We start from the raw sequence: 17,375 nt of genomic DNA on the forward strand, positions 1-17,375 counted from the left end.
GCGAACACCGCCGCAGAGTCCTGATCGGACTGATCTTCCGCTGAGGCCAGGGCAGGCCGCACTCGCGCCTGGTGGCGACACCGCTGGAGAGGCGAGTCAACGCCGAAACGGACATCGGCCGAGCCGTACTGGAGTGCGCGGGCGAACTCGACACGCTGTGGACCCTTGCCCCTCGGGTGGACGTTCCCCACGGCGAGGCGGACCTTCGCGACGTCCTCGCGTGGTCGCGGGAACTGTTCGACGACCTGACGAAGCCGGCCCACGGTCCGGGAACGCCCGGCATCCGTAGCCGAAGTGGTTTCGTTCCGGCCGTGTCGAAGTCGGACTTCGACCGGCTGCACAGCGCCGCCTACATGGCGATGAGCACGGCCGAACGTCGGATGTACCTGATGCTGCGGGAAACCGTGGACGTCTCCGGCGCGGATCTGTCCGTGATGGAGTTCGCCGACCTCGAGGTATTGGAGAACGTCCTGTGGACCGACTGCACCCGATGGCACCCCGACGCTCGCGACGTCGTCTGCGAGTGCTCCCACGTCATCGGCGAAGGCGTGTACCGGATCCACACCGAGGGCCTTCGAGACCGCGACCGCGCATGCGTGTGACCGGCCCTACCCGCTCGAGATCGACACCCCACATCCTGATCGGCCGATGACACCGCGGCCCGGACGGCCGCGTGCGGCAGCCGTTGGGGGTCAGTGTCGTGCGGCGGGTCACGACGTTTTCCTGACCGCCGTGCGGTTGCCCAACGGATGGACCGAGACCTTCGACGGCCAACGGGTCAGCGCCGCCGAACTGCGCGCCGCCATCCGGGGAGAGCACCCGGCCGGTGTCGATGAAGTCCGCTTGTGCGCGGGCACTTTCTTCGTGTTGGGCTGTTGTCGGGCTCCGGATGCGGTTGCGGCGTAGGTTGGGCCGATGGCGGTTCGGGGAAAGGTGGCCACGGCGTGGAACCCGATACGGTGCTGAGCGGGAGATACCGATTGCACGCCCGCCTGGGCAGCGGGGGCATGGGTGAGGTGTGGAGTGCCCTCGACCAGGATCTGAACCGCCCGGTCGCCGTCAAGATCGTCCTCGCCGACCCGAACGTCGACCCCGCCCTGACCGCACGACTGCAACAGGAGGCCCGCACCGCCGCCGCGTTGCAGCATCCCTGCATCACCGTCGTCCACGACATCGGCGTACACGGACATCGTCCGTACTTCGTGATGGAACTGCTCGCCGGTCACGACTTCACCGCACTGCTGACCGACCACCCCGCCGGCCTGCCCGTCGACTTCGCGCTGCGCCTGATGATCCCGGCCGCCGCAGCTCTCGCGCACGCACACCGCCACGGTGTGGTCCACCGGGACATCAAACCCGCCAACCTCATGCTGACCGCCGGCGGCGCGGTGAAGGTGTGCGACTTCGGTATTGCCCGCTACGCCGAGGCCACCACCCGTCTCACCACCGTGGGCGGCGTGGTAGGCACACCCGCGTACATGGCCCCCGAACAGTGGCGGGGCGAGCAGGTCGGCATCCACACCGACCTGTACGCCTTCGGCGCGTACCAACACCTCGACCTCGACCCGCCCCGACTGCGTGCCCTGCGTCCCGACGCACCCCACGAACTCGACGACCTGATCCGGAACCTGCTCGCCAAGCAACCCACCGCCCGACCCGCCACCGCCGGCCACGTCGAAGTGGCTCTCCGGAGCGCCCTCGACCGTGTCGTCACCTCCGGCGGGCCCATCGCCGCCCTCGTTCCCGGCCGCGACAACACCCCAGAAACCACCCGGCCCCGCATCGTCGTGTCCGACGGCCCCACGACGATCGTCAACAGCCGGTGGACCGTCGTGAGGAACGCGGCCCTGCGCGGGGGCGAGTACGCCCTCATGGTTGCCGCCGTGTTCGTGATCATCAACGGCGTCTCCGGTGAATTCGACGGATCGGACGCCGTTTTCAGTGTGTTCTTCCTGACGATGCTCGGGATGTTCCTGGGAGTCTGCATGGGGTTCGGATACAGCGCTGTTCCCGATGTCGTCACGCTGGACGGTGCAGGCCTCACGGTGACGCACACCATGCAGTCCCAAGCCGGCCCGGAGAGGGTCGCCTTCTCGGTCCGGTGGGACGCCATCGACCACATCACCGTGGACATGGACGAGAACAAGAAGGGCAAAAGCGTACTGGTCGCCCACTTTCTTCCGTCTCGTCAACCCACACCCCAGTGGACGACCAAACACGGTGTGCCGAAGCGTGCGGATGGCGGCCACGTCATCTACGGGCCCGTCAACAACTGGCTCGTGATGATCGACCCCGAGCGGCTGCGGGACGCGCTGCCGCGTCACGCGGGACGGCTGTACCGCGACCGGGACGACATCCCCGATCCGTAGGCGAGTATCCCGTCGTTCCGCCGTGGTGACCGCGATCCGAGCGGCCTTTCGACGATCGACACCGCCGCGACGGACGCGCTCGCGTTCCCGAATGCGCAAACTGAGCCTGCGGCGCCGGGCGAGGGCCCCGACAACACGAACCGGATCTGTTCTCGGCGATGCATCTTGCGCTGATGCGCCCGACGACGACCGTCTGTTCGTGGTCGTCGTCGACTACGGTCTCGATCTCGATCGTGGGTGGCGCGGTGGTGTCCGCGAGTCGGCAGGGCACGGCGCGGGTCAACAGGAGTCGGAGCATGTCGTCCATGATCCGTCCGTCCCTTTCGTACAGGTCGAGACTCCAGCGTTCCTCGTACTCGTGCCTGACGGTCAGGGGGGTGACCGTGGCGGATCGGTCGTCGGTCATGCGTGAGCCCCTCGGGTGGTGCCGTGGCGTCGGTGCGCCGAGGCTACGGGCCCGCTCGGACGACGGCGAGGGGTTATGTAAGCACTCCCACGGCGCGCTACGTCCGGCACGGGCACATCATCCGCTGGAAAGGGTTCGCCGCCCATCTCACCGAGACGTGCTCGTCCGACGACGTCAACGTGATCACGGACGTGGCCACCACCTCGGCCGCCACCAACGACGCCCAGGCCCTGCCCGGCATCCACACCCGACTGGCGCGCCGCGGGCTCCTGCCGGACGAGCACCTGGTCGACGGCGGCTACACCTCTCCGGTCCACCTGGAACGCGCCGCCCGCGAACACCATGTCACCGTCAGCGGGCCCCTGCCGGGCAACCCCACCAGCCGGCACCGCCGAGGCGAGGGCTTCGACCGGGACGACTTCCACATCGACTTCGACCTTCGGCAGGTCACCTGCCCCCGGGGCCAGGTCAGCCAGGGCTGGCACGGCCCCTACCCGACCTCCTCGCCCACCGCGGCACCCCTGATCGTGGCGCGGTTCACCAAGGGCCAGTGCCGGCCGTGTCCGGATCGCCCCCGGTGCACCAGTTCCCGCGAGGGCGCCCGGAACGTGGGCTTCCCCCGCGAGAACTCCGCGACCTGCAAGTCCGCGTCCGCAGCGAGCAGCAGACACCCGAATGGAAGGCCCGCTACGCGGTCCGCTCCGGGGACGAGGGCACCATCAACGAGTTCGCCCACGGCCACGGCATGCGCCGCTGCCGCTACCGAGGACACCCGAAAGCCCACCTGCAACACGTACTCACGGCCATCGCCGTGAACATCGAACGCCTCAGCCGCCGATCAGTGACCGAGGAAGCCTCTCCACCGAGACCGCCAACTGCCTTCCAGACCTTCCTGGACCAGCAGGCGATTCCCCGATCGAAGTCCTGGCGCACCCTCGGCACCTAACCTCGGCCACCCAAGATCACCGACAGAGTCAAGCTAAGCAGACGGCCCCCCTTACGAAACATCGAGGTTAGGGTGTTTCGCGATCAACTCGGGGTCCTATCAAGCCACCCGGAACGCGCTACAAGGAAACCCAGCTCGGCGCGGCTTCGACTACCCAACAGCGCGGATACTTTGCGGACATGCTCCGCTACGGTCCTCGGACTCACCCCCAGCCGACCAGCGATGCTCGTATCCGTGTGTCCTGTGATCACCATATGGATGATCTTCTTTTGCAGGTGAGAAGTTACCTTCGGCGCCCAGCGCGTCTGATGCTCCGTGTTGATTGGAGCGGCACGCTCCCATGCCTTCCCAAAGCCGGCGACCAGATAGCGAATTATAATTGGATCGCGAATCTCAAGCGCGGCGTCACGGCGAATTTCGCTCGCGGGAATGAAAGCCACGCGATCATCGCAAACGATAAGCCGATCGACCAGCTCGTCCAGCGTTCGAACCTCGGCGCCACACTGAATCACCCGCTTGATGTAGTTAAGTGTCGGCACGTGGCCTCGTACGGTATTTTGGTAAAGGGTGCACTGAGAAACTCCACGCCGAAGCGCCGCCTCGTCGCGCTTGAGAGCTTCCCGCAGGACAGACTCCGGACGCCCCCCGCCCGGTTGTACGGTCAACAACGTAGCGGCGCACTTCGCGATTTCCCGCTCGAGGACCGCGTTGATGACCTTTTCCCCTTGTAGCAGAGCTTGCGGAGCCTCTTGGGTCTCGCGGGTCCGGATGTACGTTGATTCGGCAGCTGCGTATGTCGCTCTGGTGGTGGCAATTGCGGACCGCAACATGGCCAGATCAAGTTCCATCTGATGCGTAGCAATGGTTTCGGCCGTAGCCGGTGCCACGGGTACCCACATCATCGGATCATCCGAAGAGCGTTGCAATAAACCGATGGCGCGTAGGCATGCCGGCGGCTCCCGGTCGGTGACGGCCCCAGACGAGACGGCTCGCCCGTAGAGCTCCAGGGCGCCTGGACAGGGGGCCGACCCGCCACATGACGTTTCGTCTTCTTTTGACATTTTTTGAGACTTCATGAACGTGCATTTCACGATCACGAAGCCTACCTTTTGCGAGGGAGGATCAACATAGCGTCACCATGGAATTTGGGCGGCTGGGATTGCCGCAGCAACGACCAGGAGGTCTTGTGAGTCGATCATCGTTTAAGGCCCGATTTCAGATGATTGCACCAATAGCTGTATTTCGTGTGTGTGCTGCTTGTCAGTGGATACCTGCCGAGGAAGGGGACTCCGGCTGGGGATGCAGAGTGACCCGTCCTGCTCAAGCCCGGCGGGCGGACACTCATCCCGCAGGTGCACTCGAACGCTGACCGGTGAGTCAGAAATACGCTGAACTTTGTGCGCGCGACCGTGTTGGTCCCCGCCGGCCAGGCAACGGCGTTCCTTTTCAATCAGGTCGGCTCATGAACTTTGGGAACACAAAGGAAGAAGGGGCGAATTTACACATGTCAGTTGAAGGAAGATCTACCACCCGTGATGGGCTTGAGACTCCATTGGTAAACAGCGTGATCTCCTATTACCGATTCGTGGATTCCGGAAGAACAGAAATGTTACTCGATCTGTTCGCCGAAGACGCAGTGTACCGTCGACCGGGCTACGAACCATTCTCAGGTAAGGCCGCCCTAAAGACCTTCTACTCAAGTGAGCGAATCATCGAAAGCGGCACTCACTCCATACGGGAAATGGTCACCGAAGGCTTGAACGTGGCCGTTTCCGGCGATTTTGTCGGAATATTGAAGGACGGATGCGAAATCCGCCTCGAATTCGCTGATTTCTTCACGGCGGACAAGGCAGGCTTGTTCAGCGAGCGCATCACCTTCTTCTTCGCAGCCCTGGTGTGACGAAATTTCGAGAGGCTAATCAATGTCATTCATTGGAGGCATCGACTTCCGGCCACTCCAGTCTAGAATTTCTGCGCAGGAGCGGGCCGCGCGGTGCGCTTCTCCAGCTTTCGGACACGTCTTCACGGAACACATGGTGTCCATGAGTTGGTCCCGTGAACTGGGCTGGAACAAGCCTGAGTTGGTACCGTATGGTCCGCTGGAGCTGGACCCGGCAACGGTCGGGCTGCACTACGGGCAGGTCGTCTTCGAAGGCCTCAAGGCGTTCCGCACGGACGACGACCGCATCTTCGTGTTTCGCCCCGAAGCCCATGCCCGCCGTTTCCGTCGCTCGGCGCAGCGCCTGATGATACCCGAGTTCCCGGACGAATTGTTCGTTCGGGCAGTCGACGCCCTCGTTTACGAAGATCGGGCCTGGATCCCAGACGATCCCAACGTCAGCCTGTATCTGCGGCCCATCCTCTTCGCAAGCGAGGCCGCGCTTGCCCTACGGCCGGCGCACGAGTACCGGTTTCTCTTGATGGCATTCGTCACCGAGGGGTTCTTCGGCCAAGTACCGCGGCCACTGACAGTATGGGCGACCACCGAATACTCCCGCGCGGCCACGGGCGGCACCGGTGAATCCAAGTGCGCAGGCAACTACGCAGGCACTTACCTCGCACAGGAACAAGCCGCGCGGGAGGGGTGCGATCAGGTGGTGTGGCTCGACTCCGTGGAGCGCCGTTGGGTCGAGGAACTCGGCGGAATGAACCTCTTCTTCGTCCACGGTCGTGGCGACCGAGCTCGCCTGACGACGCCGCCACTGACCGGTACCCTGCTGCCGGGGGTCACTCGTGACGCACTGCTCGTTCTCGCGGCCGACCTTGGGCTCGCCGTCACAGAGGAACCGATCACGCTGGACCAGTGGCGTAGAGGTTGCTTGGACGGGGAGATCTCGGAGGCATTCGCTTGCGGAACGGCGGCCGGAATCAGCTCGATCGGCACGGTGAGAACCGCTTCCGGTTCGTGGAACGTAGGCGATGGCGCAGAGGGTGCCGTCACGGCACAGCTGTCTCGCCTACTGCTTGGAATCCGGCGTGGCGAGCTTCCGGATCCACACCACTGGATGCATCCCGTCGGCCCCGCAGTCGCTGGAAGGCGTGAGCAGCGGTGACCAGGGGAGGCACCTTGAGGTTATCGGACAATCCCAGGACACGTCGATCTCCATCAAACGCATGAAGCAAAATCGGCCCCAGCGACACAGTGCGCCTGGGAGGCGCGTGCCTACATGAGGTCTTCAGTCCCGCCCCGCCAGTTCGATGCGCTCCTGACAGTCGATCAGTTCGCAATCGAATCCGGTTGCGAGTGCCATACGGTGAATCTTCTCCACCAGGATGTCGCGGGAAGTCGCGAGGTTCATCCGTAAGAAACCCGGCGCTCCGAATTCGTCTCCGTTGCTGAGAGCTACGCGTCCTCGTTCCAGAAACAGACCGCAAATATCGGCCCCGTGTATGTTCTCGGCAAGTTTCCTGCAGTCGAGCCACGCCAAGTACGTACCTTGTGGAGGCACATACCCTATTTTTCCCCCGAAACATCTGAGCAGCGCGGACACGTACCTCCTGTTTCCATCGAGATAGTTCAGAGTTTTTTGCAGCCATTCATGAGAGTTGGCGAAGGCTGCGATGCTGGCCGTAATGCCGAGGATCCCTACGCCGTCCCGAGCCCGGGGCGGCATGGACATGAGGTGTTCGTGCACGTGAGAAGAGTTGGAGATCGCAAATCCGCATTTCAAGCCGGCAATGTTCCAGCCTTTGGTAGCAGATATCGCTGTGACTATCCGAACGCCGTTGGCCTGGGGAAGGGACGCGACAGGAATATGTCGATGCGGCCTATAGACGAGTGGAGCGTGCACTTCGTCAGATATCACGAGCACCCGATATGCAGCCGCCAGAGCGAGTATCCGTTGCAGTTCCTGGGCCGTGAAAACCTTTCCCGTCGGGTTGTGCGGATTGCAGAGGATGTAGGCACTGGCACCGGCCCGAAAAGCGCGCTCCAACCCGGCCATGTCCGCGTGCCAGACACCGTTGCGCAGAATCATGGGATTGCGAATCAAGTGCCTACCCAACCCCGGGACAGCATCGAAGTATGCGGGGTACGCGGGAACGTCTATAACCACGGCGTCGCGTGGGCTCGTCAACTGAATCAATGTGACTTCAACGGCACGCATGACGTCCGGAAACAACACGATCTGCTCTGGTGGCACCATCCACGAGTAGTTTTTGTGCGCCCATTCGGCAAGCGTTCTGTGGACCGCCGTCTGTTCTGTATAGGAAAATGCATAGCCAAAATCACCTCCGCGCGCCAGATGGCCACCGATCGCCTCAACTATTGGTCGGGCAACCGGGAAATCCATTTCCGCGATGAAGGATGGTAGGACATCTGCTGGATGCCGCTGCCATTTTTCGCTCTGCCGTTCGACCAGTCGACCGATGTCCAACTCGTCGAAGGAGTCTCGAGGCTGTTGAGGCGAGAGAGGAACCACGATTTACTGCCCTTCATGGTCACGTCGCGAGAGGTTTCGCACATCCGGCACGAGAAGAGCCAGCAGGCATAGAATCGAAATGGACCCGGCAGCAATGCACAAAACGGGGCCAGGACCTACGCTCTCCATCGCCGGGCCGGCGATCACGGTTCCGAGTGGGACCAGCGAATAGGATCCCATCCAGTCGTACGAAGTGATGCGAGCCATTCGATCGCGCGGAATCTCCTGATTCATGACCATCATCCAGTTTACGCTAAAAACTTCCAGCCCGATTCCCGCGGCCAGCATCGCGCACGCGACCACGCTTGAGGAGGAAGAGAAGGCAAGAGCAGCACTGGGAAGGGCCAATAGGGCTGCCCCGCTCATTCCGGTGACGAGCATCCGCCGGGGTCTCCATACGTACATGAATAATGCGCCGGTCAAGGTACCTGCACCGAATGCTGCCAAAGCCAGACCCCAGGCGCCGGGGCCCCCCATGCTTCGCTCACTGACGATGGGCCCAACTACGGTCTGGACCCCGTTGACGATGCCGTTGATCACGCCGAAACTAATGACCACGACCCACAACCATCTCCGTGAACGGAACTCCGTCCAGCCTTCCTGCAGCTGTCGGGCCAACGTGGCGCCCCCTCTGCGGACCGCGACTTCCGGAGGAAGGAAGGCCCGCAGGGCTGCGGCTGCCACAAAGCACACAGCGTCGAAGACGAGTACCCACCCCGGTCCAGCCGCGACGACCAACAACCCGCCGATCGCGGCCCCCACGACCTGAGCACTATTGAGTACCGCTCGAAAGACGGCGAAGGCGCGCCCCGAGTCGGCGTAAGGCACACTCCCGAGAATCATCCCTTCAGACGCCGGGACGTAGAAGGCTTGGCAAATCCCGCCAACGCCGGAACAGACCACCATCTGCCAGAGTTGGGCCTCACCGAATATTACGAGCGCGCCAAAAGTCCCCTGCGAGAGTGCATTTACAGTATTGGCCCTCACCATGACTTTCGGCCGTGACATGCCGTCGGCAATGGCGCCCCCGTACAGGACGAAGATCATGGCCAGCAGTACGCGGCTTCCAGCGACGACGCCCGCGTCGGAGCCACTACCGCCCGTCGCCAATACTGCGAACGTTCCTGCCACGACGGCGCCGGCGTTCCCGACACCGGAGGTGAAGGCAGCCGAGGCCTGGACGCAATAGCTTCGGGTCGCCCAAGCCGGCACTCGTAGGTTCTGCAACGTTGCCCGGGGCTTTGGTCGGCTCTGTGTCACTGCGCCGGGACCGCGGATACCCGATAGTGGTCGATCGTGGCTCGTATGGCCTCATCGACGGCCGACGCCGAATGTCCCCGAAAGCGAAATTGTCCGCCGACGTGCTCGAAGAATGCCTCGGTGAGCGGCAGAACTTCCCCTGCCTCGGGTAAGACCTCCGCATACGGGCCGGGTACTGCGCCCGTCATCGAACGTACACCGGTGATCCTGCAGGGACGCTTCAACGGTGTCTGGACCAGGAGCCACCCGGCGCTTTCACCGGTGTGAAAAGCGGCCCGGCCGGTTGGAGGATCCTCACCCATCGCGATTGCGAACATATCCGCCATGAGGTCGTATCCGTGAACCTCGCGCCACACGAACGGGATACCGCCGCCGCCTACCCGGGCACCGATTTCCAGAAATTGAATTCCGGCGGACCGGCCCGTGCGCTCGACGAAAACCTCCAAGTGGAAGACGATGGATGTCCTGTCATAGGCAAGGCTTTCCACGACTCGGGTGGTAAAATCTCCAATGGCTTGGGTCAGGGCGGGGTCATCCTCTTCCGTCGACGCCAATGCTTTGCCGACTTGGAAATCGAGACACGTGTTCAAATATCGTGAACAACGCCAGGGGCCCAACTTTCCGCCTTGATACAATCCGTCCACGTGGAATACGGGATTCGAATTGAATGCCTGGACCAACATCGGAGTTTGGAGCGAGAATTCGATATTCGCAAGGTCCCCGGGCTTGGCAGCAAGAACAACACCAAGGCTCGAACTACCGATCCGAGGCTTGACGATCACCGGCCAGCCGTGCGTCTCGGCGAAGCAAATGACATCTTGTTCGCTCGCCGCGTCTGCAAAAGCCGGCAGAGCTATACCCGCCCCGGCCACCAATTCCGACATGGTCAATTTGTCACGGAAGCGCAGAGTCTGGTCGAGCTCAGGCCCCGGGCATCCCCACTCCTCGCGCAGTCGCGCCGCAACCAGGAGGTCGTCCTCGTAGAGGGCTACGATGCGGTCCATGGGGCCGTGGCGCTGAGCCAAGTCGCACGCTGCGGCTCGAACCACATCATAGTCTTCCGTGTTTGGGACCACGATAATTTCCGTGGCGCCCTCGGGAAGGTTCGACCCCGTTCCGAGTGCCGTGATGTAGGTCGCTTTCACGTTTCCATGGTCGATGTACTCATCATATCTGGCATATGGACCATGCCACCGATTTATGACGAGTATGTGCGATATTTCTGACATGGGCACGAATTCCTTTATCTAGTGGACAGTATAGACTGATACGTGCTTGGGGCTCGATTCGTCGAACGGAGATCGATCCCACCCGGAGTAGCGCTCAGCGAGCTTCAGCCCCGCTTCGCCTGCCAGGGCATCGAACTCTTCCGGCCGCAAGTAATGCAGAGTTGCCGGGACTATTTCGACGGGAGAACCGCTCCTGAGGACCACTTCCTGATATTCCCATACACTGCGTTCCGGATAATTCTGCGAGACTGCGAGAATTATGTGATCCGCGTCGAGTGTCTTCACGGTGACTGCACGATCCTTCGGGAAGAAGCCGGGATTCGGACCGTCGGGAAGGATTGTCTCCACTTTGGGGACGAAGGCCTCCAATACCAAGGACCCGAATGGTGCGAGCTTTTCCCTGACTATTTTGAGAAAATTCAGTTGCGCGTCCCGCCCCGGCAGGATGTAGAAGAAGTTGAAGATGCCGAAAATGAGAGTGGGAGGCTTCCCCGGGACCGTCTCACATATAGATGCATCGCCGATGATTCCCGTTACGGGCAGGTCACCGATCTTCGCTCGCAGAAGCTCGATCATACGCGGGGAGTTGTCGATCCCGATGACGGGAACCCCGTGCCGGGCCAACGGCAGAGCTATCCTTCCCGTCCCCACGCCCACTTCGATGGCGACTCCGGCGCCGGCCTTGTCTCGGAGAAACTCGATTTGACCTGGATAGGGATCGAAGCCGGCGTGCGCCTTGTCGTAGTACTCGGATGACTTCTCCCCATACGAGTTGGACACGAAGTTGTTCATCCGTCCTCCACTATTTGGATTGATCGGCCAGGGATCGTCGACGGTTTCCGGCGGCGGCGAGCATCGTGCCCAGCATGCATGCTTCGAGCTGTCCGCCGGATCTGCCAGACCCTTCCGGCCATGGCATTGCACGTTCATGAAGCGTGTCGTTGTGGAGATGAAACCACTAGATCATTTCAATAGCGGATGTTTCGGACTTCCGCCCGATGGTGAGATTGCGGGTTGATTCATGAGTATTTGGATCGACCGGCGACCGAGTTGTAAAAAATACCTCGGTATCATGCGAGGTCACTTGCCGAGCGCTGGCGAAGCGGGTGTATTCCGGCGTTCGAAGGTCCCGCCGCGTGCACGCCGGGAGTCGGGGACTACTGCGCCCGCATGGCCCACTGCTGCAAACGCGCGTGGGTGTCGACGAGCCCCGAGTAGATCCGGTGACATGGGCGCCGGGGAACGTGCCCAAGGGAGATTGTCCCTGGCCCTTGCCCACGGCCCTGATCCCCGAGACGGGGGGCATGTTCTGCGGCAGGATTGAGCGACTCCGTCGAAACCGCGACGGAGGACGAACCTGGAGGTGGGCCGTGGAGTTCAGGCAGTCGAGCAGGCTGAACGGTGTCTGTTACGAGATCCGGGGCCCGGTGATCGAGGAGGCCGACGCCCTGGAGAGAGCAGGGCACTCCGTTCTACGTCTCAACACAGGCAACCCCGCGCTCTTCGGATTCGAGGCGCCCGAGGGAATTCTGGCCGAGATGCTCAGGACGATGCCGCAGGCCCACGGCTACACGGACGCCCGCGGCATCCTCCCCGCTCGCCGCGCGATCGTCGACCACTACCGGGAGCGGGGAATCGCCGATGTCGACCTCGCCAACGTCTACCTGGGCAACGGCGCTTCCGAACTCATCTCGATGGCGATCCAGGCATTGGTGGATGACGGCGATGAAGTCCTCATCCCCAGCCCGGATTTCCCGCTGTGGACAGCGGTGACCGCCCTCGCCGGCGGCAAACCGGTCCACTACATGTGCGACGAATCCGCCGACTGGCTCCCGGACATCGACGACATGGCAGCCAAGATCACGGACCGCACGAAGGCCGTAGTCATCATCAATCCGAACAATCCCACCGGCGCGGTCTACCCGAGGGGGACCCTGGAAGCCATCCTGGACCTCGCACGCCGTCACCGGCTGATGGTCTTCGCTGACGAAATTTACGATCGAATCCTGTACGACGGAGCCGAGCACCACCATGCCGCCGCCCTCGCGCCGGACCTGGTCTGCCTCACCTTCAGCGGCCTGTCGAAGGCCTATCGCGTTGCCGGATACCGATCGGGGTGGCTCGTCATCTCCGGTCCCACCCAACACGCAAAGGACTACCTAGAGGGTCTGACCGTCCTGGCGTCGATGCGCCTGTGCCCCAATACTCCGGCCCAGTACGCAGTCCAAGCCGCACTCGGTGGTCCCCAATGCATCCAGGACCTCGTGCTTCCGGGCGGACGACTGCACGAACAGCGTGACCGCGCCTGGGAGAAACTCAACGAAATCCCCGGAGTGTCGTGCGTCAAACCGAAAGGCGCCCTCTATGCCTTCCCTCGACTGGATCCCTTGGTGTACAAGATCCACGACGACGAGCAGTTCGTGCTGGACCTGCTCCGCGCCGAGAAGATCCAGGTTGTCCAGGGGACCGGATTCAACTGGCCCAGGCACGATCACTTCCGCATCCTGACGCTTCCCCACGTTGCGGACCTAGAGGTGGCCATCACACGAATCGGCATGTTCCTGGATGGTTATGGACAATGAACGGATTCATGGGGCGACCTCAAACCGAGTCAAACCGCTGTGATCTTTTCGACCCGCGTTCGGACCGGGTGTTGGTCTTCCGCACGAGCTAGTACTCCAGCAGCAATTCGGTATATCCGCAGGTCAAGACCCATATTCGGCTCTTGATTGTACTCGCTTCGGCTCTGCTCCTGGGAGTCGGTTGCGTTTTCCGGGCCGTGATTCGTGACGTCGTCCCGTGTCTCGCGTTGGTCCGGGCATGACGGGGATCGAGGTCGTGGAGCCGTGGTCGGTCGAGTTGGAGTCGTTGCTCTAGCGGGTGGGACATCGTCTCGGTCGGCGGGAGCTGCGGATGCGGATGCGGGACTACGTTCGGGGCCTGTTGGGGCCGGTCGGGCGCAAGAACGGGTGGCAGCTCGCCGAGTACGCGGGTCACACGACGCCCGACGGGATCCAACGATTGTTGGCGTCGGCGTCGTGGGACCCGGACGAACTCCGCGACGATAGGAGGGAGTTCGTGGACGAACAGCTCGGCGAGCCGGACAGGGTCCTCATCGTCGACGACAAGGGCTTCATCAAGAAGGGCGTCACGTCCGCCGGCGTCGGACGGCAGTACACCGGCACGTCCGGGGCCTGTCCTTCAATAAGTGCACGGTAGAAGGGGAGTTGGTGGGAGCCTGAACGATGGCTCCGCTTCTGACTGACCGCGTCGATGTCCGCGTGCTGCGGGCCAAGTTCGATCAGATATTGCCGCACTTCGATGAGCGCCGGCGTCGGTTGTACCTGGCCAGCGAGGCCACCGCCCTCGGTCACGGCGGGATCGCCGTTGTCGCCGCGGTTTCCGGCACCAGTACTGCCACCGTCGCGCGTGGTATCGCCGAGTTGGCTGATGGCTCCGTCCCAACCCTCCGGATCCGGGCCCCAGGTGCCGGCGCAAGCGTCTGACGGACACCGATCCCGGCCTGGTGCCCGCACTTGAGTCGTTGATCGAGCCACACACCCGGGGCGACCCCGTTTCTCCACTGCGGTGGACCACGCTGTCGCTGCGGGTCCTGGCCTCGGCCCTCACGGCACGAGGCCATCCCGTCAGCGCGTCCACTGTCGGGCACCTGCTGCACACCTTGGGATACAGCCTGCAGGGCACCGCGAAGACGACGGAGGGCATCAGCCATCCGGACCGCGATGCCCAGTTCACCCACCTGAACACCACCGCCTCCGCCTTCCTCAACGACGCTCAGCCGGTGAGCAGCGTCGATACCAAGGCCAAGGAATGGCTCGGCAACCGCGACCGGCCCGGCCGCACCTGGCGGGTGGGCAAGGACGCGATCAAGGTGGCCTGCCACACCTTCACCACCACCGATCAGCCGATGGCGATTCCCTACGGGATCTACGACATCGCCCACAACACCGGATGGGTCAACGTCGGCACCGACCACGACACCGCCCAGTTCGCGGTGGAGTCCATCCGCCGCTGGTGGCAGCACCGCGGACAGGCCGACCATCCGCATGCCGGCCGGCTCCTGATCACCGCTGACTCCGGCGGTTCCAACGACCCTCGCCGCTGGACCTGGAAGAGCAGCCTGGCCGCTTTCGCCCGGGAAAGCGGGCTGGAGATCTCGGTCTGCCACCTGCCTCCCGGAACGCAATGCCATTGCTTGAGTCAGTGAACTATCACCGGTTGCAGGGTGATGGTCTTGGGTGCGACGCGTCGTGTCGGTTGCCGGTCCCGGGTGTTGATCCGGTAGGAGAACTTGGAGGAGTACCTCGAGTCCGGCCGCTTGAGATGCCGGTCCGCCTCGCGCAGGCGCCGGGTGCCGTTGTCGAGCTTGCGGCCCACCTTCTCCGCCAGCACGGCCAAGAACTCCTTGATCTTGGTGGGTGTGTCCGCGCACTGGCGCACCACGCCGCGCCGGGTGTGCTTGAGGACTTTGACGAAGGAGACCCGGTCTGGATCGATGCCGTTGTCCTCGGCCAGCGACATGATGACGCGCGTGAGGCAGTGGTGCACGACCAGGGGCGCCCAGACCTCCTGCCGCACCAGTTCCGGGTCCGCCGAGCGCAGGACTTCGGCGGGTCCGCGCTGGAAGGTCTTGATCTGCCGGAATGCCGACTCCGCCTCCCATCTGGCGTGGTAGAGCCGGGCCGGCTCCGCCGCCGGATAAGCAGTCGGGTCGAGCAGATCTGTCACCAGCCTGACCACCTCACCGCCGTCGACCCGGTACTCGATCACCCGCACGGTCACCCCGCCCGGATGTGAGGCCCGTTGGCCGGCCAGGCTCATCCTCGCCAGGTAGGTGCCGTCCGGCAGGTGCTCGACCGGGCGGGCCGCGACGCTCGAACGGGCCCGGATCAGCAGGTGCGCCCCGGCCCCGGTGTAGGCCTTCCACAGCGCCACCCCGGGAAAGCCGCGGTCCATGACGACCAGCATCCCGGCGGCGGCCGAGCCGGCCGTCTTGATCGCCGGCTCAGGCTCACCGCCGTTGAAGCCGCCCACCGCCGCGTCGATCTGGGCGTGCGTGCCGCACTCGGTCAGTGTCACCACCCTCACCTGGGGAATCCGGCCGCTTGGCCGTTCTTGGTCGGACCGCCGAACGCGGCCCTGTTCGCCTTCGTGTCCGGCGCGTCCAGTACGAACCCGTCCACTGCGGCCAGCCGCATCCCGCGGTAGAAAGAGCCCTCCAGGCCGGCTGAGGCCAGCGGGCCGGCCAACTCGCGGAACAAGGCCTCCAGGACCCGCGGCCCAGGCGGGTGCGTGCCCGAGTGAATGAGGACTTGTTCGGGATGCTGGCACTCAACTCCGGAATTGTACCCACCAGTTGCTCGGCGACATCGTCATAGGAATCCTGCTGGAACAACGCCAGCGCAAGGGTGAAATAGACCATGAACCCCGCAGGTAGAGCGCCGGGCTTCTTGTCCCGGACCCCGCACTTCTCCAGCACCTCGGCGACGAGCTCCGGAGTCACCCATCGGGTCACCACCCCCAGCCGTACCTGATCGGACAACCCCACCCACGGATGCATACCAGGCCCAACGACCGTGCTGCCCCGATGTCACGAACTGCTTGATGGGTTCAAGCAATGGCATTGCGTTCCGGGAGGCAGGTGGCAGACCGAGATCTCCAGCCCGCTTTCCCGGGCGAAAGCGGCCAGGCTGCTCTTCCAGGTCCAGCGGCGAGGGTCGTTGGAACCGCCGGAGTCAGCGGTGATCAGGAGCCGGCCGGCATGCGGATGGTCGGCCTGTCCGCGGTGCTGCCACCAGCGGCGGATGGACTCCACCGCGAACTGGGCGGTGTCGTGGTCGGTGCCGACGTTGACCCATCCGGTGTTGTGGGCGATGTCGTAGATCCCGTAGGGAATCGCCATCGGCTGATCGGTGGTGGTGAAGGTGTGGCAGGCCACCTTGATCGCGTCCTTGCCCACCCGCCAGGTGCGGCCGGGCCGGTCGCGGTTGCCGAGCCATTCCTTGGCCTTGGTATCGACGCTGCTCACCGGCTGAGCGTCGTTGAGGAAGGCGGAGGCGGTGGTGTTCAGGTGGGTGAACTGGGCATCGCGGTCCGGATGGCTGATGCCCTCCGTCGTCTTCGCGGTGCCCTGCAGGCTGTATCCCAAGGTGTGCAGCAGGTGCCCGACAGTGGACGCGCTGACGGGATGGCCTCGTGCCGTGAGGGCCGAGGCCAGGACCCGCAGCGACAGCGTGGTCCACCGCAGTGGAGAAACGGGGTCGCCCCGGGTGTGTGGCTCGATCAACGACTCAAGTGCGGGCACCAGGCCGGGATCGGTGTCCGTCAGACGCTTGCGCCGGCACCTGGGGCCCGGATCCGGAGGGTTGGGACGGAGCCATCAGCCAACTCGGCGATACCACGCGCGACGGTGGCAGTACTGGTGCCGGAAACCGCGGCGACAACGGCGATCCCGCCGTGACCGAGGGCGGTGGCCTCGCTGGCCAGGTACAACCGACGCCGGCGCTCATCGAAGTGCGGCAATATCTGATCGAACTTGGCCCGCAGCACGCGGACATCGACGCGGTCAGTCAGAAGCGGAGCCATCGTTCAGGCTCCCACCAACTCCCCTTCTACCGTGCACTTATTGAAGGACAGGCCCGCGGTGGGAGGCGGAATCGGCATTCCGGCAGATCAAGACCTTCCAGCGCGGGCTGGCCGAGGTCCTGCGCTCGGGCGACCCGG

The 17,375-nt window shown here is 63.6% G+C and carries 14 protein-coding genes and 3 pseudogenes; 8 read left to right on the forward strand and 9 right to left on the reverse strand.

The annotated features are described in order from the left end of the window. Window positions 1-71: 71 nt before the first annotated feature. From OG948_RS00485 to OG948_RS00495, 3 genes are all read left to right on the forward strand, one after another. On the forward strand, window positions 72-602 hold the full coding sequence (locus tag OG948_RS00485) for a hypothetical protein (RefSeq protein WP_406292830.1): 531 nt from the start codon (window positions 72-74) through the stop codon (window positions 600-602). A gap of 342 nt (window positions 603-944) precedes the next feature. Next, window positions 945-2,369: a serine/threonine-protein kinase gene (locus OG948_RS00490; protein ID WP_406292832.1), complete on the forward strand. Its 1,425-nt coding sequence runs from the start codon at window positions 945-947 to the stop codon at window positions 2,367-2,369. A 404-nt stretch (window positions 2,370-2,773) separates the two neighbouring features. Continuing rightward, window positions 2,774-3,721, forward strand: coding sequence for a transposase (locus OG948_RS00495; RefSeq protein WP_406292834.1), 948 nt, complete (start codon window positions 2,774-2,776; stop codon window positions 3,719-3,721). Between the two features lie 83 nt (window positions 3,722-3,804). Here OG948_RS00495 and OG948_RS00500 read toward each other — a convergent pair whose 3' ends face one another. Then, the gene (locus OG948_RS00500; RefSeq protein WP_406292835.1) at window positions 3,805-4,818 is read right to left on the reverse strand and encodes a LuxR C-terminal-related transcriptional regulator; all 1,014 of its coding nucleotides are present in this window, start codon (window positions 4,816-4,818) and stop codon (window positions 3,805-3,807) included. 365 nt (window positions 4,819-5,183) lie between these two features. Between OG948_RS00500 and OG948_RS00505 the strand changes: the two genes are divergently transcribed. Continuing rightward, the gene (locus OG948_RS00505) at window positions 5,184-5,621 is read left to right on the forward strand and encodes a nuclear transport factor 2 family protein (protein ID WP_406292836.1); all 438 of its coding nucleotides are present in this window, start codon (window positions 5,184-5,186) and stop codon (window positions 5,619-5,621) included. A gap of 22 nt (window positions 5,622-5,643) precedes the next feature. Then, entirely contained in the window at window positions 5,644-6,774 is a 1,131-nt protein-coding gene (locus OG948_RS00510; RefSeq protein ID WP_406292837.1) for a branched-chain amino acid aminotransferase, read from the forward strand. A 123-nt stretch (window positions 6,775-6,897) separates the two neighbouring features. On the opposite strand, the gene OG948_RS00515 is transcribed toward OG948_RS00510, so the two are convergent. The 4 genes from OG948_RS00515 to OG948_RS00530 form a co-directional block, all read right to left on the reverse strand. Then, on the reverse strand, window positions 6,898-8,142 hold the full coding sequence (locus OG948_RS00515; protein WP_406292839.1) for a MalY/PatB family protein: 1,245 nt from the start codon (window positions 8,140-8,142) through the stop codon (window positions 6,898-6,900). A gap of 3 nt (window positions 8,143-8,145) precedes the next feature. Beyond that, window positions 8,146-9,402 carry an MFS transporter gene (locus OG948_RS00520; RefSeq protein ID WP_406292840.1) on the reverse strand — a complete coding sequence of 419 codons (1,257 nt, stop codon included), beginning with the start codon at window positions 9,400-9,402 and terminating at the stop codon, window positions 8,146-8,148. Next, a complete protein-coding gene (locus OG948_RS00525; protein WP_406292842.1) occupies window positions 9,399-10,547 on the reverse strand; it encodes an acetyl-CoA carboxylase biotin carboxylase subunit family protein in 1,149 nt (382 codons plus the stop codon). Before OG948_RS00525 ends, OG948_RS00520 begins: the two co-directional genes overlap by 4 nt. Window positions 10,548-10,649: 102 nt before the next feature. Further along, window positions 10,650-11,423 (reverse strand): class I SAM-dependent methyltransferase, encoded by a 774-nt coding sequence (locus OG948_RS00530; protein ID WP_406292844.1) that lies wholly within the window; start codon window positions 11,421-11,423, stop codon window positions 10,650-10,652. 578 nt (window positions 11,424-12,001) lie between these two features. Here OG948_RS00530 and OG948_RS00535 point away from each other — a divergent pair. From OG948_RS00535 to OG948_RS00545, 3 genes and pseudogenes are all read left to right on the forward strand, one after another. Continuing rightward, window positions 12,002-13,213, forward strand: coding sequence for a pyridoxal phosphate-dependent aminotransferase (locus OG948_RS00535; RefSeq protein WP_406292846.1), 1,212 nt, complete (start codon window positions 12,002-12,004; stop codon window positions 13,211-13,213). 298 nt (window positions 13,214-13,511) lie between these two features. Beyond that, a complete protein-coding gene (locus tag OG948_RS00540) occupies window positions 13,512-13,850 on the forward strand; it encodes a transposase (RefSeq protein ID WP_406292848.1) in 339 nt (112 codons plus the stop codon). A gap of 26 nt (window positions 13,851-13,876) precedes the next feature. Beyond that, a pseudogene (locus OG948_RS00545) lies at window positions 13,877-14,835 on the forward strand (ISAzo13 family transposase); the annotation flags it as partial. Between the two features lie 17 nt (window positions 14,836-14,852). Here OG948_RS00545 and OG948_RS00550 read toward each other — a convergent pair. The 4 genes and pseudogenes from OG948_RS00550 to OG948_RS00565 all read right to left on the reverse strand — a co-directional run. Further along, complete coding sequence (locus OG948_RS00550) at window positions 14,853-15,731, reverse strand: transposase (RefSeq protein WP_406292850.1); 879 nt, start codon at window positions 15,729-15,731, stop codon at window positions 14,853-14,855. 5 nt (window positions 15,732-15,736) lie between these two features. Continuing rightward, the gene (locus OG948_RS00555; protein WP_406300395.1) at window positions 15,737-15,913 is read right to left on the reverse strand and encodes a hypothetical protein; all 177 of its coding nucleotides are present in this window, start codon (window positions 15,911-15,913) and stop codon (window positions 15,737-15,739) included. A 26-nt stretch (window positions 15,914-15,939) separates the two neighbouring features. Then, window positions 15,940-16,212 (reverse strand): annotated as a pseudogene (locus OG948_RS00560) (transposase domain-containing protein); the annotation flags it as partial. Window positions 16,213-16,278: 66 nt separating this feature from the next. After that, window positions 16,279-17,237, reverse strand: a pseudogene (locus OG948_RS00565) (ISAzo13 family transposase); the annotation flags it as partial. Window positions 17,238-17,375 lie beyond the last annotated feature (138 nt).

It is taken from the genome of Embleya sp. NBC_00888, assembly GCF_045207655.1.
Lineage (GTDB): Bacteria > Actinomycetota > Actinomycetes > Streptomycetales > Streptomycetaceae > Embleya.